This window comes from Mycobacterium sp. NPDC003323, from assembly GCF_053589535.1.
The window spans coordinates 88224-107910 of sequence record NZ_JBSFSB010000006.1 but is presented as its reverse complement, the minus strand read 5'-3'; the positions used below and the strand labels follow the sequence as shown (position 1 = coordinate 107910).

Here is a 19687-nt window from a genome sequence, read left to right as displayed (position 1 = left end):
GGCAACCGGGGACGGTGGCTGGCGCTCGCGATGTCCGTCGTGGTCTCCGCCGCGGTGCTGGTTGCGCAGAACGCGTCCCCACCGCCGGCCGAGCGTGATGTCCCCGCGGCGAGCGGTGAGACCACCCGCCCGGCGGATCTGCCTGCCTTCTCCCCGAGTCCCGGACAAAGTGCCACCGAGGCCGAATTGTTGGCGGCCAGCGCTCCGGTCGAGCCGCGGGTGCTCGACTTCCCCCTGGACAAGGGTGTGGCCCCCGAAGGCGGGTTGCAGGTCAAGACCATCTGGGTGGCCCGGGCCATCAGCATGATGTTCCCCGAGATCGCCACCATCGGCGGCTACCGGCAGGATCCGCTGAGGTGGCATCCCAACGGCCTGGCGATCGATGTGATGATTCCGGATCACAACAGCGAGCAGGGAATCGAGCTCGGCAATCAGATCGCCGGCCTGGCGTTGGCGAACGCCGAGCGCTGGGGCGTCATCCACGTCATCTGGCGGCAGGGTTTCTACCCCGGCATCGGAGCGCCGAGCTGGACGGCCGACTACGGTTCGGAGACGCTGAACCACTTCGACCACATCCACATCGCCACCGACGGCGGCGGCTATCCCACCGGGAACGAGTCGTACTACCTCGGTTCGATGAAGCCGTAACGCTCACACCGCGATCGAGCCATCCCCGCACTGGCCGGCAACGATCGCGTCGGGATCGCCGCACACCGCGACCATCGTGATCACCTGGTTGGGGTCATACGGGGTGATGTCCGGCTCGGCGGGCGGCCACAGCGGGAAGATGCTGGCGCCGGTCACACCGGTGATCCGCGCGACGATCTGCGCGGCGAAGTTGGTCACCACGTAGCCGAGGTCGCCCAGGAACTCCGCCGGTCCGACGGCCGCGCCGGCCAGGAAGCTGACCAAGAAGATGTTCTGTCCGGCAACGTTTTTCAGGCCCCCGACCACGGTGTCGACGAACTGACCCAGGAAGTACGGGATGGAGGCGAAGATGGTGCGCGCGCCCAGCGCCACATTGGTGATGGTGTCGGGATAGCCGTTCTTGTCGATGATGTCCTGCAACGCGGCCCGCAGCGCGTCATCGTTGTCGATCGGGGTGACGTTGTTGTCCAGATCGGTCATCGACGTGCCATCGCTGTTCGGCCGGACCGGGACACCGAAGAGGGTGGCGACGGTCGGAGTGACGTCCACGATCTCGTATTGCAGGTTGACCGTCCCCGCGTCGAAGCCGTCACCGCGCACGACCACGAATGTCTCGGTCTCGTCCGGTGATTGGAAACCGTGGCCCAGACCGCGCTGCGGTTGGTGACCGTGGTCGGTGACCATGATGACGGTCCACGTCTCCCCCGTTGCGGCCTCCCAGGCCGCGACGTCTTCCATGATCTCGCCGAGATTGCGGTCGAAGTTCAGCAGCGCGTCCTTGTACTGCTGCGATGCGCCGCCGTACATGTGGCCGACCTCGTCGACCCCGACGAAGTAACTGAAGACGAAGTTGGCCACATTGGGGTCGGCGCCACTGATCACCGATTCGGTGACATCTCCGACCGCGTCATCGGTGAGCATCCAGTTCGTGTCACCGGGCACCTGGGCGATGAAGCGGATGTCGTCGGCCGGTGTGCTGCCGGCGCCGGCGATGGCCGCGATGACATCCCAGTTGGCGATCGTGGTGGTCTGGATCGTCGGGTCGTGGTCCTCGAGCTGATTGAAGATCGTCGGCCACTTGTCATAGGTCCACGGGGTGAAGATGTTGTTGATCACGCCGGTCCGTTCACCCCAGACACCGGTCAGGATGGATGACCACGACGGGTTGGAGATGGTCGTGTGCCCGACGATGCTCGACGGCGCGGTGCTGCTCTGCTGGATGAGCTCGAAGAATCTGGCGTTGGCGGGATCGGCCAGCACCCGGCTGAGGTTGGTGCCGTCCACGCCGATCAGCAGGACGTTCTTCGTCTGTACCGACGCGGCGGTCACCGCCTGCGGGGTCATGGTGCGGCGCAACGTGTTCCGTTCCAGTTCGTCGCGTACCGCCGCGAGCGCGGCGACCGCGACGGCCGCCTCCAGCGGCGGCGCTTCCGGATCGGTCTCGACCAACGGCTCATCGGTGCCCGCCGAGGCGATCTCGGCAGTCTCGGTCGGTGCACCCCCGCGCAGCACCGGATCGGCGGTGTCGACCGGTGTGGCGGCGGCGGCCGGCGCTGCGGTGACCGTCGCGGTGGTGACCGTTGCGGTGGCGTCCTCGGCGACTCGTGGCTGCAGCGATTCCTCCTGCGTGGCAGGACGTTCCGCGACGCGTGCCCGCAGCAGGGACCGGCGCGGACCCGCGTCGCCGGCGGCCTCACGGATCGACGCGGTGTAACCACGCCCGGTGGTCTTCTTGGCATCCGACGCGATCGTCGGCCCGGCTTCGGAGTCTTCGTCACCGGCGTCGCCGTCACTCGCCGTGTCATCGTCCTCGGCGTCCGCGCGGGAAGCCGGTTCGGCAGGACCGGACGGCGTGGAGGTCGCACCGGAAGTCTGGCCGGTCGAAGAGCTCGTCGCACCGTCGGATGCCGACGCCGAACTCGATGAACCTGATGTGCTCGACGGGGACGATCCCGCGGTCGAATCGGCAGATGCCGCCGGTGCGGCGGCCAGGGCGACGCCCACCCCCAGGGTCACCGCCAACGCCCCGACCCGACCGATGTACCTGGCGTAACCCATGGGAGTCCTTTCGAAGGCGGGACGAGGTCGCGGCCGTGCTCGACGTTGCTATGGTCGCCCCATCGACGTCACACGCTGCTCGGTGAACCTGTACCGCAAATTACGCCTCGGACACCGTCCGGTGGCCGGGAATGCACGAGTTGGTCTGGTCGCGCTGTTCGCGGTCGCCGCCCTGGTGTCCTGCGCCGATGCCTCGCCACCGTCGGTGCCGCCACCCACCGCGAAGCCGGCCCCCGGTGAAACCGCTGCTCCGACGATCGAGCCCCCGGTACCGGCAACTCCGGGCCCGGCACAACCGCGGCTCGCCCCCGATCCGGGAGCTATCGCCGATGATCTGGTCGCCGACGAACGGGTGCTACGCGACCCGTCGGCATCGGCGCACGCGTTGCGTGAGGCTGCCCGCCGCCAGCAGATGGCCTACCGGACGATCGGACGGCACCCGCAATGGGATGAGATCGCGCGCCCGCGTATTCCGCAGGAACTGCTGACGATCTACGACCTGAACGTCGGAGCGCGCCGACACCTGGACGCGCTGCTCACCGGCGAGGCCAATGACACCGTGCCGGCCTGGCGCATCATCGACCCGCGACCGGCCGAGGAACTGCTGGGGTACTACCGCGAGGCCGAGTCGGCCTCGGGTGTCGGCTGGAACTATCTGGCCGCGGTCAACCTGATCGAGACCCGGCTCGGCAGCATCACCGGCACCAGCAGCGCGGGTGCGCAGGGACCCATGCAGTTCCTACCGTCGACGTTCGCGGCCTACGGCGACGGCGGTGACATCAACGCGCCGCGCGATGCCATCCTGGCCGCGGGACGGTATCTCGCCGCCAACGATTTCGCGTCCGATCCCGACCATGCGCTGTTCCGGTACAACAACTCGGACCACTATGTGCGGGCGGTCAAGGACTATGCGGCGGTGCTGGACGCCGATCCCGCCGCGTTCACCGGCTATCACCGGTGGGAGGTGTACTACCGCACCACCGCCGGAGATGTGTTGCTGCCCATCGGATATGAGGCACTCGCGCCGATTCCGGTCGGCGAGTACCTGGCGGCGCACCCGCAGTGACGATCACCGGGTGACGACCACCTTGCCGATCATCCGGCCGGTTTCGACGGCGCGGTGCGCCTCCCGGATGCCCTCGGCGTCGAACCCGGTGACGACCTTGGTGACGGTGGTCGAGACCTCGCCGCGATCCACCAGATCGGCGGTGGCGGCCAGCAGGTTCTGCTGGGCGATCATGTCATGACCGTAGAGCGATCGGGTGAACATCAACTCCCAGTGCCACGCAATGCTCTTGGCCTTGAGCGGCACCAGCTCCAGGCCCTCGGGCTCGTCGATGGCGGTGATGTGACCGAACGGGCGCACGATATCGGCGTAGATCTCGACATTGCCGGCCGAGTGCGGCGAGAACAGATAGTCGATACCTGCCGGTGCCACGTGCAGTGCCTGCGAACGCAGGTCGTGGTGGTCGATCACCAGATCGGCTCCCATCTTCGCGGCCCATTCCCGTGAATCGTCCCGGCTCGCGGTACCGATCACCCGCACGCCGGAGAGTCGCTTGGCGAGTTGGATCATCACCGATCCGACGCCGCCGGCGGCGCCGAGCACCAGCAGGTCCCCGGTCGATTCGGGGGTGAGCGCGAACCGTTCGAAGAGGGTCTCCCATGCGGTGATCGTCGTCAGCGGCAGCGCTGCCGCCTCGGCGAAGGACAGCGTCGCCGGTTTGCGGGAGACGATGCGTTCGTCGACGGCGTGCAGGTCGGAGTTGGTGCCGGGACGGCTGACGTCCCCGGCATACCAGACCTCGTCGCCCACCGACAGCGTCGTGACCTCGGGGCCGACCGCTTCCACGACGCCGGCGGCGTCATGGCCGAGGATCGTCGGCACGTGCGAATGCGTCAGGGCGCGCCGACGTTTGATGTCCACCGGGTTCACCGAGACCGCTTCGACGCGAACAAGGACATCATGTGGTCGCAGTTCGGGAACGTCGATCACCAGGTCCTGCAATGCGTCCCGGTCATCGATCGACAAACCCTCGAACGAACCGACTGCCTTCATGGTGGCCATCTGTGCCTCTTTCTTCTCGATCTGCGCTCAGTGCTGCCCAACGCCGACTCGCCGCCTTTCAATCCCACCGGGACGGACCCCATGCGTGAGGGTGATCACGGCGTTCGGATAAATATGGGAGGCGGCGGCGTTGCGCTCTGCGGACAAGCCCGCCGAACACTCGAAGGAATTGGTCATGGCATCTGATCTGTCGGTCGATCTGCTGGTCATCGGATTCGGCAAGGGTGGCAAGACGTTGGCCGCCACACTCGGCAAGCGCGGACAGCGGGTGGTGCTGGTCGAACAATCGCCGCAGATGTACGGGGGCACGTGCATCAATGTCGGGTGTGTGCCGACGAAGTCGATGGTCTTCCGAAGCGAGCAGCTGCGCCCGGGTGACGACGGCATCGCCGCTCATGCCGCCGCGGTGACCGCCACCGCCGAGTTGACCGCCGATCTGCGCGCGGTCAATCTCGGCATGTTCGAACCGATCCCGACCGCGACCGTGCTGACGGGTCGTGCCGTGTTCACCGCCGCGGACACGGTGTCGGTCGCCACGGATACCGGCACGATCACTGTCACCGCCTCGACCATCGTCGTCGGGACAGGATCGGTCCCCGTGATCCCGGACATCCCGGGATTGCGCGACTGCCCCGTGGCCGTCACCAGCGCCGAACTGCTCGAGCGGGTGCCCCGCCCGGATCGGCTGGTCGTGCTCGGCGGCGGGTACATCGGCCTGGAATTCGCCTCGATGATGGCGGGGTATGGCACCGATGTCACCGTGCTGGAACAGCATTCGCAGATCCTGCGCGCCGAGGACGGCGATGTTGCCGCCACCGCACGTGCCCTGCTGGAGCGTCGTGGCGTCACCGTCATCACCGGAGCGACGATCGAGGGTGTCGAGACGGTCGACGGCGGCGCTCACGTCGGCTACTCCGTGGGCGGCCAGACCGCGACGGTGCCCGCGGACACCATCCTGGTGGCCCTCGGGCGCATCCCGGACACCGACGGACTCGATCTGGCGGTCGCGGGGATTCAGACCACGGACCGCGGCGCGATCGTCGTCGACCAGTTCCTGCGCACCACCAACCCGCGCGTCTATGCCGTCGGCGATGTCAACGGCGGCGCACAGTTCACCTATATCTCACTGGACGATCAACGCATCGTGCTCGACCAGCTGACCGGCGCCGCACACCCGCGATCGACCGAACACCGTGCCGCCGTGCCGAACTGCCTGTTCCTCTCGCCGCCGTTGGCACGGGTGGGACTGACCGAGGATCAGGCGCGCCGCTCCGGTCACACCGTCCGGGTCGCGGTGAGCCCGGTCGCCGAGCTGGCGACGGTGCCGCGGGCCCGCATCGTCGGCGAGACCGACGGTGTGATGAAACTCGTCGTCGACGCCGACACCGATCTCATCCTGGGCGCGGCGCTGTTGTGCCACGACGCACATGAGGTCATCAACCTGGTGTCGCTGGCCATGCGCCACGGGATCACGGCGACCGCGATGCGCGACGGCATCTACACCCACCCGTCGATGTCGGAGTTCTTCAATCAACTGCTGGGCATGCTGCAGTGACGCGTCCCGGTGTCGACCGGTGGCGCTATGCCGCGACCGTCGGACCTGGGAACAGGTCCGAGCCGTCGCCGGATGCACCCACGAGCAGGGGCGCGCATACCGCGCACGGCCCGGGCCCGAGGACTGGATAACCACACCCCGGACAGGATCCGACCTGCCGCTCCCCTGCGTTCGTCATGAGGCTTCCTTTCGCCGCCGCACAAATACCCCTGCACGACGCGTTTCATGCAGGTGCGCGTCAATTTCGTCGCAGAGTGTACGACCGCGCGCCCGCGATACGTGATTCGCACAGATCGCGGGCCCTTCGGCGCGCCGGAACCGCCTTTACCGCCGATGCGCGGGAAGATACTGGTGTGGTTGTTGATGCGAATGTGACTGAAGGTGCGACCCCTCCGGCGACGTCTCCCGAGCAGAACGACACGTCGCCCGAACCGTCCGCCGCCGCTGCCCCCACGCCCGCCGCGGTACCGAAGCCGTCATGGTCGATGCCGAAGAATCCGGTGACCCGCGATCACCTCGACCACGCCGGGCGATTCCTGCTGAAGGTCGGTACCGCGATCGCGCGCTTCATCGCCGCCGTTGCCCGCTTCGGTGCCCGCCTCGTCCAGCGACTCATCCGCGCCGTCGACTCCGTACCACCGACGCTTCGTGTCCTGGCCGGTGTTGCCGTGTTGATGCTGTTCGGCATCGTCGGCGCGATCGCGTGGCAGAACACCGCCGGATTGTTGTGCACCGTCGTGGTGGTCCCGGTCTGCGCCATCACGCTGGGCGCCCTCGGGTATCGCTGGTTCAGCGGGCTCGGTGGCCGTTCGTCACAGCAGTCGGTCACCGTCAGTGCCTCCGAGTCCGATCTGCAGCGCTCGATCGAATACGTCGACAAGAAACTCACCCTGGCCCTGGGCGCGTTCGGCGCCGAACGTAATCAGTCCGCGATGGTCGCGCTGTTCCAGGCCAAGACCGCCATCGAACTCACGCTCGGCACCGACAGCACGGCCACCTCGATCGAGACTTTGTTCGCCGCCGACGAGAACACGGCGCGACCGCGGATCCGGGTCGGCTCGAAAACGGCGTTGCGGGACAGCAATACCCTGGTGGCCTCGTGAACGGTCAGGTCGCCTACATCGAGGACGACTACACGTTGGTCATCAACCGCGGCTCGCAGGCCGGCGTGCGCGCGGGCATGGTGTTCGCCGTGCATTCGGAATCCGATCAGGTGATCGTGGACCCCGAGTCCGGCCGCGAACTCGGCAGACTGACCCACGAGAAGGTGCGGGTCAAGGTGTTCGATGTGCAGCCGCTGTTCGCCCGCGCGCACACCGTCGCCCGGACCGACGACTTCCACGGACTGTTCCAGGCAACCGCGGTGGTGACCATCGACGTCGGCGACACCGTCGAGTCGGTCGCCGACGCGACACCGAAGTCCGACAGCGGATAGCCCGTTCCGCCGATTTCGGCCGGTTTGCTGCGGGAACCGGCCGGTTCGGTTCATGCTGAGACCCGACAGTCTTTCCTCCACCTCTCGGGACAGCCCATGCCGACGTCGGAAGAACGCATCAGACGACTCGCCCTGCTCTCCAGGCTCACCACCACATTCGACGAAGACCCGCAGTGGCCGTTTCCCGATCAGGTGAACAGTGAGCATTTCTGGGCCTACCTGAAGAACGCCCACGATGTCGGCGGTGAGCCCGATGTGCCGGCGGTGTACCAGAACAAGGAGGAGGAGCACTGGGAGCTGATGACCTATGTGCTCTGTGAAGTCCTTGGCTGGCAGGGGATCTGGGTGTCCGAGGAACGGCGTCGGCTGGCCAACGTCGACGTCGGCCGGTCCATCTACCTGGGGTGGCCGTACTACAGCCGATGGTTGTGGTCGGTGGGGCGGTTGCTGATCGAGAAGAAGCACATCAGCTGGGCCGAACTCACCGACCGACTGGCCGAGGTGCAGCGGCGCTACGCCGGTCTGCCGCCGGGTTCACACCTGGAACCCGCCCCCAGATTCGAGGGCGACGGTGCGGCGGTCACCCGCAACAAGCACCATCTGCACGCCCAGGGCATCGGTGACCCGCAGGTGTTCGCCGGGAAGGCCGGGCCCGCGAGGTTCGCCGTCGGCGATCCGGTGGTCGTGCGCGATCTGCCGGCCATGTACTACACCCGCACCCCCGAATATGTCCGCGGCGCAGCGGGGGTCATCGCCGATCTGGCCTACGAGAGTCCCGCCCCCGAGGACGAGACCTGGGCCGACGAGGACGCCAGGCCCGAGTGGTTCTACATCGTGCGTTTCACGCAGACGGAGTTGTGGGGTGACACCTACTCGGGCCCACCCCATGACACCTTGCAGACCGAGATCCCGGAGCGGTGGCTCACCGCGCCCGACAGATAGGACACGCCATGTCCGACAACCACGATCACGGCCACGACCACGATGGTGACCATGTGCGCACCGTCAAGCCGATGGTCGACGAGATCACCGATTTCGAGGTCCTGGAGATCGCGCTTCGCGAACTGTGTATCGAGAAGGGCTTGTTCACCGCGGCACAGCACCGGCACTTCACCGAGTTCGCCGAACACATCGGCCCGACCCCCGCGGCGCGGCTGATCGCCAAGTCCTGGCTCGACCCGGAGTTCAAATCCCTGGTGCTCGCCGATCCGATCACCGCCTGTCGGGAGGTCGGCGTGGATTGGTTGGCGCCCACCGGTTTCGGGACGCCCAGCGATTTCGTCGCCCTCAAGGTGCTGGAGGACACCCCCGAGGTGCACCACGTCATCGTGTGCGCGCTGTGCTCGTGCTACCCGCGACCGATCCTCGGCAACTCCCCGGAGTGGTATAGGACCCCGAACTACCGGCGCCGCATCGTGCGCTGGCCGCGTCAGGTGCTCTCCGAATTCGGCCTGCAACTACCCGATGATGTCGAAGTGCGCGTGGAGGATTCGAACCAGAAGCATCGTTTCATGGTCATGCCGTTGCGGCCCGCGGGCACCGACGGCTGGACCGAGGATCAACTGACCGAAATCATCACCCGCGACTGTCTGATCGGGGTCGCGTTGCCCCAGCCCGGGGTGACCACCAACGTCATCACCGCCACCCGGCCCGCCGCCGACCCGATCTGAGGGGCACGACGATGAGCTTCGACGACCCCATCGACACGTTGCAGGGCATCGCGGGCAGCGATCAGACCTGGCCGGCCGTGTCCGCCAAGCACGGCGTCGACAACGCGCTGCCGCCCTGGAAGACCAGTCTGGACGGGCTCACCGACGCGCTGGACCATGCCGAGTGTCGTGACCGGTTCGGCTTCCAGGATCGCCGCGACGAGGAGGACCGGTTGGTGGCCACCCGGTATCGGCACCTGCCCTATCCGGAGAATCAACTGATGGCACTTGCGCATTCGCTGATCGCGCGGGGCCTCGTCGACGAGAGCGAACTGAGTGATCGGCTGGCCGCGGTCCGCAGGCGGCTGGAAGCCTGACCGGACACTCAGCCGGTCTTGGCTAGGCTCGCTGGATGACTTCCCACCGGGCGCGAGGCTGACCGCGGCGCATGTTCATCATCATCCTCAGTTCGGTGTTGGCGCTGGCGCACGTCTATGTGTGGAAACGACTGATCCGCGACACCACCGCGCCGGGACGCACCCGTAACATCGCGACCGGCGTGCTGATCGCCCTGGCAGCGGTGTTGGTGACGACCCTGTTCGTGCCGCGCTTCACCGGGATCGACGAGTCGGCGTGGTTCGCCTGGCCGGGCTACATCTGGTTCGCCGTGGTCGGCTATCTGTTGCTCGCGCTCTTGCTTCTGGAACCCGTGCGGCTGCTGCTGCGCGGCTGGGTCAAGGGCGGTAGCCACCCCGCGCCGGCCGCGGCCGAGCCGCCGGCAACCCAGACCGCCGAATCGGCCACGCCGGTCAACCGCCGGGTGTTCCTGGCCCGCACCACTGCGGTGGCCGCGGGTGTCGCCTCGGTGGGGCTGGTCGGATACGGGGCGGCCACCGCGCTGGGGCCGCCGAACATCCTGCGGGTACCGATCCGGCTGGGCCGGCTGGATCGGGCGTTCGACGGTTTCCGCGTCGCGGTGGTCTCCGATGTCCACCTCGGCCCGCTGCTCGGACGCGCGCACACCGAACGGATCGTCCGGATGATCAACGAGACCGAGCCCGACCTGGTGGCGATCGTCGGCGATCTGGTCGACGACTCCGTCGAGAAGCTCGGCCACGCCGCGGAGCCCCTGCAGGACTTGGTGTCTCGCGAGGGATCCTTCTTCGTCACCGGCAATCACGAGTACTTCATCGAGGACACCGTGCCGTGGCTGCACGAACTGGACCGACTCGGTGTCTCCCCGTTGCGCAACGAGCACACCGCGATCCGCCGTGGCGGCGCCGCGTTCGACCTCGCCGGCGTCAATGATCTGGCCGGCGCGGAAAGCGGTGACCCGCCCGACTACGACCGGGCCCTGGGCGGCACAGATCCGGCGCGCCCGACGATCCTGATGGCCCATCAACCGGTGATGGTGCACGAGGCCGCCGCACGAGGGGTGGATCTGCAGCTGTCCGGTCACACCCACGGCGGCCAGACCTGGCCGTTCCAGTACATCGTCGGCGCGGTGCAGCCCGCACTCGCCGGGTTGTCGACGCATCAGGACACCCAGCTCTACGTGAGCCGCGGCGCCGGTTTCTGGGGGCCGCCGGTGCGTATCGGGGCGCCGCCGGACATCTCGATCCTGACGCTGAACGGCGAGCAGTAGGTCAGTCCAGACCGCGGGCGATCAACGCCTCGTTGAAATCATCGGCGGCCCGCAGCGCGGTCACGATGATCGGCACGAACACGATCCGGGCCGAGATACGCAGCCCGCGGGCCCGCCGCGCCTCGTCGACCTGCCGGATGATGTCCACCAGCAGCGGGATCGACCGGATGGTCAGCGCCAGCGCGACCGCCACCTGGCGGACCGGGAACCCGAAGCGCGCCAATGGTGTCATCGCCCGCGTCGCGGCGTCGAGCATCGCAGTGGTGCGCGTCGTCACCGTCACCATCGTCGCCATGACGACGGCCAGCAGTAGCACCCCGCACACCACCAGCGCACGCCGCCAGTCGGTGAGCAGAATCTGCAACACGAAGATGAACCCGACCACCCAGAAGACCTGTCGCAGTTGGCCGATCAACGTCCACACCGACAGCCGGGCCGACACCGCAGCCAGGATCACCACCGCCGCGGCCACCGCCAGCCGGGCCGGCGTGCTCACCAACACCGTCATCGCGATGATCGCCCCGCCCAGCCCGAGCAGCTTCGCCCCGGCCGGCAGCCGATGCAACCACGACGTGCCGGGCCGGTACTCCCCCAGCACGGTCACGTCATCAGCCGCCGGTAGGCGTCCAGCGCGACCGACGGGACATCGTCGGCCACTACGCGGCCGTCGTCGAGCACGATGACCCGGTCGACATCGTCGACGAGGTCGAGGTCGTGGGTGACGATGATCAGCTGGGTGTCCAGCGCGGCGAAGGCGGCCCGCAGCATCCGGGCATTGCGCAGATCCAACAACGTGGTCGGCTCATCGGCCACCACCACGGCCGGCTCGGTGACCAGCACCGTGGCCAATGCCAGCAGTTGCTTCTGGCCGCCGGACAACAGATGCGCGGGTTGGTCGGCATGCCCGTCCAACCCGAATCTGGTCAGCACCTGCGCCACCCGCTGCGCCCGGGCCTGCTTGTCCAGCGACAGCCGTGACAACGACAGTTCGACGTCCTCACCGACGGTGGGCATCAGGATCTGCCGGTCCGGGTCGGTGAAGACGAACCCGACGAGGCGACGCACCCGCTTGGCGGCGTGTCGGGTGTCCAGGCCGTGCACGCGGACCGCGCCGGTATCGGGTAGCACCAACCCGTTGAACAGTCGCGCCAGCGTCGACTTGCCGCTGCCGTTGGCGCCCACGATGGCGACCCGGCGTTCGGTGATCGTCAACGAGACATCACGCAGGACGGCGCGCTCGCCGTAGGCGTGCGAGACGCCGTCGATGACCAGCGCGCCAGGCGGGTCATCGGTCACCGTTGCCGCCACGGGTCGATCAGACCGGGCCGGGCCCGGTGCACCTGAGCGGCCACCACCCCGCACAGCACCGCCTTGGCCAGGTCGCCGGGGATGTAGATCCCGTTCGTGGACAGCGCCGCCCACCACGACAGGTCGGTGCGCAGCATCAGACCGGCTGTGCCGAACAGGTAGATCACGGCCATTCCGCCGACGATGTTGACACCGATACCCCAGATCACCCGGTAGCGCGGCATCATCAGCGCCGTCAGCGCACCGATCACGATGACGGCGGGCAACCAGCCGACGAAGAACCCGGCCGTCGGCGAGGACAGCGAGACCAGTCCGGTGCGACCGCCGGCCAGGATCGGCAGCCCGGCGATGGCCAGGATCGCGAACAGGGCGATGGCCAGCGCGCCCTTGCGCGGACCCAGGATGGAACCCGCCAGCATCACGCCGAGGGTCTGCAGGGTGATCGGCACGCCGCTGGGTCCGATCGTCAACGTTCCGGGCAGACCGAGTGCGGCCAGCAGACCGGCGAACACCGCGGCCTGGGTCAGGTCGCCGGACTCGATGCGGCCGAACCGGCCGGGCTTGGACGTCTGCGCACTCACCAGGGAATTATGGTCGACGCCACTTCGTGGTTGACGCCTCCCCCGACTGGGTATCGATGATCTTGAACTGCGGAACCGGTGGCGGAAGCGGAGGTAGCACGGACACATGCTCGATATCAGCCCGGTGACATGGGGTGTGACGATAGGCGTGATCATCGCGCTGCTTGCGGTGGATCTGCTGCTGGCCGCGCTGCGCCCGCACCATGTCGGATTCAAGGAAGCCACCGCCTGGTCGGTGTTCTACATCCTGATCGCGGTCGCCTTCGGTGTGTGGTTCGCCATGGCCTACGGCGGGGACGCGGGCACCGAGTATTTCGCCGGCTATCTGGTCGAGAAGAGCCTGTCGGTGGACAACTTGTTCGTCTTCGTCATCATCATGACGACGTTCGCCGTGCCCGAGGAACATCAGCACAAGGTGTTGACGTTCGGCATCATCCTGGCGCTGATCATGCGGGCGATCTTCATCATGCTCGGCGCGACGCTGCTGTCGCTTTTTTCCTTCATGTTCCTGATCTTCGGACTGCTGTTGATCTACACCGCGATCCAGCTGTTCCGGCATCGCAACGAGGATCCCGATGTCGAGAACAACATCGTCGTGCGGGCGACGCGCCGATTCGTGCCGGTCTCCGACGACTACGACGGCGGCAAGCTGTTCACCCGGCAGCAGGGCCGGCGGCTCGCCACCCCACTGCTGGCCGTGCTGATCGCGATCGGCAGTGTGGACCTTTTGTTCGCCCTGGATTCGATCCCGGCGGTCTTCGGTATCACCAGTGAGCCGTATATCGTGTTCGCCGCCAACGCGTTTGCGTTGCTCGGTCTGCGGGCGCTGTTCTTCCTCGTCAAGGGTCTGCTGGACCGGCTGGTGTACCTGTCAACGGGTCTGTCGATCATCCTGGCGTTCATCGGCGTCAAGCTGGTGCTGCACTGGGGCCATGTGGACATCAACCCGAGCATCCCGGAGGTCAACACCTACCTCAGCCTGGCCGTGATCATCGTGATCTTGGTGATCGTCACCGTCGCCAGCCTCATCAAGACCAGCCGCGACCCCAGCGCCAAGGCCCATCCCGGTTCGCTGCGGGCCAGCAGTCGCAAGCCCGACGAGCAGCCGGGCAGCGCTCGTTAGATTGACCCGGTGAGGATGCCCAGATGACCACGCCGATATCGACCTGGGCGCCGCTGCGGTCACCGATCTTCCGCGCACTGTGGATCGCCCAGTTCGTGTCCAATCTGGGCACCTGGATGCAGATGGTCGGCGCACAGTGGATGCTCGTCGGCGATCCGCGCGCCGCGGTGCTGGTGCCGCTCGTGCAGACGGCGACCACACTGCCGGTCATGCTGCTGGCCCTGCCGTCGGGGGTGCTCGCCGATCTGATCGACCGGCGCCGGCTGCTCATCGCGACCCAGGGGGCGATGGCCGCGGCGGTGGGTCTGCTCGCCGTGCTGACCGGTGTCGGATTGACGACGCCGACGGTGCTGCTGTTGCTGTTGTTCCTGATCGGCTGCGGCCAGGCACTGACCATGCCGGCCTGGCAGGCAATCCAGCCGGATCTTGTTCCAGCTCCGCAGATCCCGGCGGCAGCAGCGCTGGGCAGCATGAGCATGAACGGTGCGCGCGCCATCGGCCCGGCCATCGCGGGAGCACTCGTGTCGCTGTCGGGTCCGACGGTCGTGTTCGCGCTCAATGCGGTGTCCTTCGTCGGCACGGTCGTCGTGCTGGCGCTGTGGCGCCGCCCCGAGAATGAGCGCAACTTTCCCTCCGAGCGCGCGCTGGCGGCGTTGAGTGCCGGCGGCCGCTATATCCGCAGTTCGCCGATCGTGCGCCGGATCCTGTTGCGCACCGCATTGTTCATCGGCCCGGCCAGCGCATTGTGGGGGTTGCTCCCGGTGATCGCCGACCGGCGGTTGGGGCTGACATCCGCGGGCTACGGCCTGATGCTGGGCGCGCTCGGTCTGGGTGCCGTGCTGGGCGCGGTAGCCCTGTCGCGGTTGCGGTCACGCTTCGGCGAGAACAGTCTGCTGATCATCGCCGCGGTCGGATTCGCCGGCGCGACAGCCGTTCTGGCATTGGTCAACAGTTTCGCGGTGGTGCTGGTGGCCCTGGTCTTCGGCGGCACATCCTGGCTGCTGTGCCTGTCGACGCTGAATGCGTCGATGCAGCTGAGCCTGCCGGGCTGGGTGCGGGCGCGGGGACTGTCGGTGTATCAGCTGATCTTCATGGGTGGCCAGGCCATGGGTTCGCTGCTGTGGGGCCTGCTCGCGGGGGCGAGTTCACCGGTGACCAGTCTGCTCGTCAGCGTCGGACTGCTGACCGCCTGCGCGGTGTCAACGCTGTTCTGGCCGTTGCACGCCAAGACCGGCAGCATCGACCTCAGCCCGTCCTCGCACTGGCCGGAACCGTCGTTGGTCTTCGAGCCCGAACCGCTCGACGGGCCGGTTCTGGTGATGACCGACTACCGCGTCTCGGTCGACGACGAACCGGAGTTCCTGGCCGCCATGGCGGTGCTGGGCCGGTCCCGGCAACGCACCGGCGCCGCACGGTGGCGGGTCTACCGCAGTGTCGAGCGGGAGCAGACCTTCGTCGAGACGTTCATCGTGCGGTCCTGGGGTGAGCACCTGCACCAGCACCACACCCGGCAGACCGGGCAGGATCTGCTGATCGAACAGGCCGTCGAACGGTTTGTCGACGGTAAGCCGGTCGCCCATCATCTGATCGCGGTGCGACCGCCGCGTTGACGCGCCGGCTCGACACCCGACTGACTCACAGCACCGCAGGACTATGCCGCCGGTCACATGGTGCGCTACGCTCTGTGCACACTCAGCAACACTGTTGCATATTGTGCAACACGAGCCAATGGAGGTTCCCGTGCCACGATCGCGTCCGATGCGCACCCTGATCACCGGCGGCGCCCTCGCCGCGATGCTGTTCGCCACGTCGGCGTGCGCAGACCGGTCATCCAACGGCGCTTCCGAGGAGAATTTCCCCAGCGGCGACATCACCCTGCTCACCCCTACCGCGGCCGGCGGGGCCACCGACCTGACCGCGCGCACCCTGGGCAAGCAGATGGAGGGTGACCTCGGCGTCAGCGTCATCGTCGAGAACCGGCCCGGCGGCGCCGGTTCGGTGGGCATGGAGTACCTCGCCGAGCAGGAGCCCGACGGCTACACCATCGCCGTGCTGCCGGTGGAGGTCAGCATGCTGGGCCACCAGGGCTACTCGATCGATCCGGCCGCCTATGAATTCCTCGGTCAAGTCAACTCCCAACCCGGGACCATCGCCGTCCCCGCGGACAGCCCCTACACCACCCTCACCGAGTTGATCGACGCCGCCAAGGCCGCACCCGGGTCCATCACGGTCTCCAATGCCGGGCCCGGGTCCATCTGGGAGGCGGGGGCTCTGGAGCTCGGCCGGGTTGCCGGCGTCGAGTTCTCCGGCGTTCCGTTCGACGGCGGTGCCCCGGCGGTGTCGGCGGCAATCGGCAAGCAGGTCGACGCCGTCGTGGCCGGCATCGGCGAAACGGCACCCGCACACGATGACGGGCGCCTGCGCGTCCTGGCGGTCTTCACCGATGAGCCGGCGCCCGCACTTCCCGACGTGCCCACCGCCAAGTCGCTGGGCTTGGACGTGGTGATCGGCAGCTGGGCCGTGATCGCCGCGCCGGCCGGGCTGCCCGACAATGTCGCCACCCGACTCGAGGAGTCCATCGAAAAGGCTGCCGCAGCAGAGGAATACACCGAACTGATCGAGTCGGGCGGCAACATCCCGCTCTACCGGTCGGCCGAAGAGACCAGCACCTTCGTCACCAACGAATCGGACAGGTTCGCAGATCTGGCGGCGCAGCAGTGACCGCCGAGCTGACATCGATGACGCAGGATCCGGTGCTCGAGCAGCCCGTCCGAGAGCCGAATCGCCGCGGTTACGAGGTGGCCGTCGGCGGTGCGGTCGCCGCGCTCGGCGTCGCCTGCCTGGTACTTACCAACCAGCTCGAACTGTCCCGGGACGGTGGGGCGTTCGGTCCACGCTGGTGGCCCACCGCGCTGTCCATCGCGATCATCGCCACCGGCGTGGTGCTGGTGATCCAGGCGGTCATCAGCCGAGTGTCCTCCGACGAACCGCGGATCACCCGGTCCGGCGGTATCACGCTGGCCGCCACCGTGGCGAGCATCATCGGGTACGGGATCGCGTGGCAGTACCTGGATTTCAGGGCCGTCACCGTCGTCCTGCTGATCGGCCTGACCTTCCTGTTCGGCGGCCGTAGCATCAAGGCGCTGATCGTCTTTCCGCTGGTCACCACCCTGATCCTGTGGGCCATCTTCGGATTGCTGCTGCGGGTGCCGCTGTGAGCGCCGTATTCGACGGGTTCAGCGCCCTGGCCGACCCGAAGATCGGACTCTGCCTGCTGATCGGCGTGCTGTTGGGCACCCTGGTCGGCGCCGTGCCGGGCATCACCGCCGCGATGGCGGTCGCGCTGGCCGCCGGTTTCACCCTCACCCTCGAGCCGCTGGAGGGCCTGGCGGTCCTGCTGGCCATCTACGTCGCTGCGCAATTCGGCGACCGGGTGCCCTCGATCCTGATCAACACCCCCGGCACACCGGCCTCGATCGCGACCACCTTCGACGGTTATCCCCTGGCCCAGCAGGGCAAAGCCGGTATCGCGCTGACCAGTTCGGCGCTGGTGTCGGCGTTCGGATCGGTGATGGGTCTGCTGATCCTGGTGTTCGCCGCCCAACCGATCGCCGGGATCGCGCTGAAGTTCGGCCCCGCCGAGATGTTCGCCTTGGTGGTCTTCGGGATGACGATGATGATCGGCGTCTCGGGCGGCCGCGTCGCCAAGGGGCTGGCGGCCGGTGTGCTCGGCCTGCTGCTGGGGACCATCGGACGCGATCCCATCACCGGTGAGGGCCGGTTCACCTTCGGCATCAACGAACTCAGCTCCGGCATCCCGTTCATCGCGGCCATCGTCGGCCTGTTCGGCATCGCCGAGGTGTTCAACCAGATCATCTGTCGGCACCCGCATCTGACGCCGCCCCCGATCACCCAGTTGGGCAAGTGGTGGCCCAACCGTGCCGAGCGACGCACTCTGACCAAACCCGCGCTGATCGGTTCCGGTGTCGGGGCCGTCGTCGGCGTCGTCCCGGCCGCCGGCGGCGATATCGCCGGCATCGTCGCCTGGGATCAGGCCCGGCGCGCCTCCAAGAACCCCGACAAGTTCGGCAAGGGATCGCTGGAGGGGCTGGCCGCCGCCGACACCGCGAGCACGGCCACCATGGGCGGCTCGCTGACCACGACATTGGCACTCGGCGTGCCCGGCGACGCGGTGATGGCGGTGATGATCGGCTCGATGATCATCTGGGGCCTGCAGCCCGGCCCGACCCTGTTCGTCGACTCCCCCGACCTCGTCTACAGCCTGGCCGGCATCATGCTGCTGGCGATCCTGGCGGCCCTCGCGCTCTCGCTGGTCCGGATGCGCGGTGTGATCAAGTTGCTGGACCTGCCTCAGCAGTATCTGTGGGCCGTCATCATCGTGTTCTGCATGGTGGGCACCTATGCCGTGCAGAACAGCGTCTTCGATGTCGCGCTGATGTTGATCTTCGGTCTACTCGGTCTGGTGCTGCGCCGCAACGGTTTCCCCGCAGGACCATTGGTGCTGGGTCTGATCCTGGGACCGCTGGCCGAGAGCAATATCCGCCGGGCCTTCCTGATCGACGGTGCCGCCAGCATCTACACCAGCGGGATCGCGCTGGGGCTGCTGGCCCTGAGCGCCCTGGCGATCTTCGGTCCGCGGTTGCGGGCACTGATGAAACGGCGCAAGGAGACCGTGGATGCATGAGGTGCTGTGCCTGGGTGAGACGATGACGCTCGTCGCACCCGTGGGCGCGACCCCGCTGGCGACGGCCGATCTGTTCACCCTGCACATGGGCGGTGCGGAATCGACCGTTGCGCTCTACCTCGCCGAACTCGGCCACGACGTGGCGTGGGCCAGCGCGGTGGGCAACGATCCGCTCGGTCGCCGGATCGTCGACGAGATCACCGCGCACGGTGTGAACACCTCGCTGGTGCGCTATCTCGACGATGCGCCCACCGGGGTCTACTTCAAGGATCCCGACGGCGGTGCGACCACCGTGCACTACTACCGCAAGGGTTCGGCGGCCTCGCGGATGGATGTCGAGAGCCTGAGCGGACTGCCGCTGCGGGAAGTGCCGCTGGTGCACGTCTCCGGAATCACCCCCGGCCTGTCGGCGACCTGCCTGGCCATGTTCGGCACGCTGTACGACCTGTGCATCGGGTCGCCGACGCGGATCTCATTCGACGTGAACTACCGGCCCGGCGTGTGGAACGCGGCGCAGGCCGCTCCGGTGCTGCTGGACTTCGCGCGGCTGTCCGATGTGGTGTTCGTGGGTCGCGACGAGGCTGCGACGCTGTGGGGCACCGCCGATGTGGAGTCGATCGCCGAGCTGATCATGGCCGCCCAGAACCGGGTGCAGACCCTGGTGATCAAGGATGGCGGCGTCGGAGCCACCGAGATCACGGCGTCGACAACGACATTCGCCCCCGCGCTGCCGGTCGATATCGTCGAGGTGGTCGGCGCCGGTGATGCGTTCGCGGCCGGCTACCTGTCGGGTCTGTTGACCGGAAAGGACGCCGATGACCGCCTGAGCATGGGGCATCGGCTGGCCGCCCGCGCGTTGTCGAGCACCTCCGATTTCGTGCCCGTCACCGACGGCCGGGGCTGAAAGGGGCT

General features: G+C 67.5%; 20 protein-coding genes. 15 read left to right on the top strand and 5 right to left on the bottom strand.

The genetic code is table 11. The features are described 5' to 3' along the window. The first annotated feature begins 30 nt into the window (after positions 1 to 30). On the top strand, positions 31 to 648 hold the full coding sequence (locus tag ACWDUN_RS16330; RefSeq protein ID WP_449930659.1) for a glycoside hydrolase: 618 nt from the start codon (positions 31 to 33) through the stop codon (positions 646 to 648). A gap of 3 nt (positions 649 to 651) precedes the next feature. Here ACWDUN_RS16330 and ACWDUN_RS16325 read toward each other — a convergent pair whose 3' ends face one another. Beyond that, positions 652 to 2706: an alkaline phosphatase family protein gene (locus ACWDUN_RS16325; RefSeq protein WP_449930334.1), complete on the bottom strand. Its 2055-nt coding sequence runs from the start codon at positions 2704 to 2706 to the stop codon at positions 652 to 654. Between the two features lie 121 nt (positions 2707 to 2827). Here ACWDUN_RS16325 and ACWDUN_RS16320 point away from each other — a divergent pair, with 121 nt between their 5' ends. After that, positions 2828 to 3772: a lytic transglycosylase domain-containing protein gene (locus ACWDUN_RS16320; protein WP_449930332.1), complete on the top strand. Its 945-nt coding sequence runs from the start codon at positions 2828 to 2830 to the stop codon at positions 3770 to 3772. 3 nt (positions 3773 to 3775) lie between these two features. Here ACWDUN_RS16320 and ACWDUN_RS16315 read toward each other — a convergent pair whose 3' ends face one another. Further along, entirely contained in the window at positions 3776 to 4774 is a 999-nt protein-coding gene (locus ACWDUN_RS16315; RefSeq protein WP_449930330.1) for a zinc-binding alcohol dehydrogenase family protein, read from the bottom strand. A gap of 175 nt (positions 4775 to 4949) precedes the next feature. Between ACWDUN_RS16315 and ACWDUN_RS16310 the strand changes: the two genes are divergently transcribed. From ACWDUN_RS16310 to ACWDUN_RS16280, 7 genes are all read left to right on the top strand, one after another. Further along, entirely contained in the window at positions 4950 to 6329 is a 1380-nt protein-coding gene (locus ACWDUN_RS16310) for an FAD-dependent oxidoreductase (protein ID WP_449930328.1), read from the top strand. A gap of 371 nt (positions 6330 to 6700) precedes the next feature. Then, a complete protein-coding gene (locus ACWDUN_RS16305; RefSeq protein ID WP_449930326.1) occupies positions 6701 to 7432 on the top strand; it encodes a hypothetical protein in 732 nt (243 codons plus the stop codon). Further along, positions 7429 to 7764 (top strand): hypothetical protein, encoded by a 336-nt coding sequence (locus ACWDUN_RS16300; RefSeq protein WP_449930324.1) that lies wholly within the window; start codon positions 7429 to 7431, stop codon positions 7762 to 7764. The genes ACWDUN_RS16305 and ACWDUN_RS16300 overlap by 4 nt, the downstream gene beginning before the upstream one ends. Before the next feature lie 96 nt (positions 7765 to 7860). After that, a complete protein-coding gene (locus ACWDUN_RS16295) occupies positions 7861 to 8706 on the top strand; it encodes an SH3-like domain-containing protein (RefSeq protein ID WP_449930322.1) in 846 nt (281 codons plus the stop codon). Positions 8707 to 8714: 8 nt separating this feature from the next. After that, positions 8715 to 9434 (top strand): thiocyanate hydrolase subunit gamma, encoded by a 720-nt coding sequence (scnC, locus tag ACWDUN_RS16290; protein WP_449930320.1) that lies wholly within the window; start codon positions 8715 to 8717, stop codon positions 9432 to 9434. An 11-nt stretch (positions 9435 to 9445) separates the two neighbouring features. After that, positions 9446 to 9790 (top strand): thiocyanate hydrolase, encoded by a 345-nt coding sequence (locus tag ACWDUN_RS16285; RefSeq protein ID WP_449930318.1) that lies wholly within the window; start codon positions 9446 to 9448, stop codon positions 9788 to 9790. A gap of 71 nt (positions 9791 to 9861) precedes the next feature. Next, positions 9862 to 11058, top strand: coding sequence for a metallophosphoesterase (locus ACWDUN_RS16280; RefSeq protein ID WP_449930316.1), 1197 nt, complete (start codon positions 9862 to 9864; stop codon positions 11056 to 11058). Between the two features lies 1 nt (position 11059). Here the strand turns inward: ACWDUN_RS16280 and ACWDUN_RS16275 are convergent, their stop codons facing one another. From ACWDUN_RS16275 to ACWDUN_RS16265, 3 genes are read right to left on the bottom strand one after another with little or no spacing between them, the layout of a single operon-like run. Further along, positions 11060 to 11662: a CbiQ family ECF transporter T component gene (locus ACWDUN_RS16275; protein ID WP_449930314.1), complete on the bottom strand. Its 603-nt coding sequence runs from the start codon at positions 11660 to 11662 to the stop codon at positions 11060 to 11062. Further along, positions 11659 to 12354, bottom strand: a complete 696-nt coding sequence (locus ACWDUN_RS16270; RefSeq protein WP_449930657.1) for an energy-coupling factor ABC transporter ATP-binding protein — start codon at positions 12352 to 12354, stop codon at positions 11659 to 11661. Before ACWDUN_RS16270 ends, ACWDUN_RS16275 begins: the two co-directional genes overlap by 4 nt. Further along, entirely contained in the window at positions 12351 to 12947 is a 597-nt protein-coding gene (locus tag ACWDUN_RS16265; RefSeq protein ID WP_449930312.1) for a biotin transporter BioY, read from the bottom strand. The genes ACWDUN_RS16270 and ACWDUN_RS16265 overlap by 4 nt, the downstream gene beginning before the upstream one ends. 106 nt (positions 12948 to 13053) lie before the next feature. On the opposite strand from ACWDUN_RS16265, the gene ACWDUN_RS16260 reads away from it, so the two are divergent. From ACWDUN_RS16260 to ACWDUN_RS16235, 6 genes are all read left to right on the top strand, one after another. Then, positions 13054 to 14070 carry a TerC family protein gene (locus ACWDUN_RS16260; protein ID WP_449930310.1) on the top strand — a complete coding sequence of 339 codons (1017 nt, stop codon included), beginning with the start codon at positions 13054 to 13056 and terminating at the stop codon, positions 14068 to 14070. A gap of 23 nt (positions 14071 to 14093) precedes the next feature. Next, positions 14094 to 15680, top strand: coding sequence for an MFS transporter (locus ACWDUN_RS16255; RefSeq protein ID WP_449930308.1), 1587 nt, complete (start codon positions 14094 to 14096; stop codon positions 15678 to 15680). A gap of 130 nt (positions 15681 to 15810) precedes the next feature. Further along, complete coding sequence (locus ACWDUN_RS16250; protein ID WP_449930306.1) at positions 15811 to 16791, top strand: Bug family tripartite tricarboxylate transporter substrate binding protein; 981 nt, start codon at positions 15811 to 15813, stop codon at positions 16789 to 16791. Between the two features lie 17 nt (positions 16792 to 16808). Further along, positions 16809 to 17288 (top strand): tripartite tricarboxylate transporter TctB family protein, encoded by a 480-nt coding sequence (locus ACWDUN_RS16245; RefSeq protein WP_449930304.1) that lies wholly within the window; start codon positions 16809 to 16811, stop codon positions 17286 to 17288. Beyond that, entirely contained in the window at positions 17285 to 18775 is a 1491-nt protein-coding gene (locus ACWDUN_RS16240) for a tripartite tricarboxylate transporter permease (protein WP_449930302.1), read from the top strand. The genes ACWDUN_RS16245 and ACWDUN_RS16240 overlap by 4 nt, the downstream gene beginning before the upstream one ends. Then, positions 18768 to 19679, top strand: a complete 912-nt coding sequence (locus ACWDUN_RS16235; protein ID WP_449930300.1) for a sugar kinase — start codon at positions 18768 to 18770, stop codon at positions 19677 to 19679. The genes ACWDUN_RS16240 and ACWDUN_RS16235 overlap by 8 nt, the downstream gene beginning before the upstream one ends. Positions 19680 to 19687: the final 8 nt, after the last annotated feature.

What these genes read in the sequence shown, in the direction of transcription:
- ACWDUN_RS16235 (WP_449930300.1), top strand. Translation starts at nt 18,768, where the DNA reads ATGCATGAGGTGCTGTGCCTGGGTGAGACGATGACGCTCGTCGCACCC.
- ACWDUN_RS16295 (WP_449930322.1), top strand. Translation starts at nt 7,861, where the DNA reads ATGCCGACGTCGGAAGAACGCATCAGACGACTCGCCCTGCTCTCCAGG.
- scnC (WP_449930320.1), top strand. Translation starts at nt 8,715, where the DNA reads ATGTCCGACAACCACGATCACGGCCACGACCACGATGGTGACCATGTG.
- ACWDUN_RS16315 (WP_449930330.1), bottom strand. Translation starts at nt 4,774, where the DNA reads ATGGCCACCATGAAGGCAGTCGGTTCGTTCGAGGGTTTGTCGATCGAT.
- ACWDUN_RS16325 (WP_449930334.1), bottom strand. Translation starts at nt 2,706, where the DNA reads ATGGGTTACGCCAGGTACATCGGTCGGGTCGGGGCGTTGGCGGTGACC.
- ACWDUN_RS16255 (WP_449930308.1), top strand. Translation starts at nt 14,094, where the DNA reads ATGACCACGCCGATATCGACCTGGGCGCCGCTGCGGTCACCGATCTTC.
- ACWDUN_RS16280 (WP_449930316.1), top strand. Translation starts at nt 9,862, where the DNA reads ATGTTCATCATCATCCTCAGTTCGGTGTTGGCGCTGGCGCACGTCTAT.
- ACWDUN_RS16245 (WP_449930304.1), top strand. Translation starts at nt 16,809, where the DNA reads ATGACGCAGGATCCGGTGCTCGAGCAGCCCGTCCGAGAGCCGAATCGC.
- ACWDUN_RS16285 (WP_449930318.1), top strand. Translation starts at nt 9,446, where the DNA reads ATGAGCTTCGACGACCCCATCGACACGTTGCAGGGCATCGCGGGCAGC.
- ACWDUN_RS16330 (WP_449930659.1), top strand. Translation starts at nt 31, where the DNA reads ATGTCCGTCGTGGTCTCCGCCGCGGTGCTGGTTGCGCAGAACGCGTCC.
- ACWDUN_RS16260 (WP_449930310.1), top strand. Translation starts at nt 13,054, where the DNA reads ATGCTCGATATCAGCCCGGTGACATGGGGTGTGACGATAGGCGTGATC.
- ACWDUN_RS16310 (WP_449930328.1), top strand. Translation starts at nt 4,950, where the DNA reads ATGGCATCTGATCTGTCGGTCGATCTGCTGGTCATCGGATTCGGCAAG.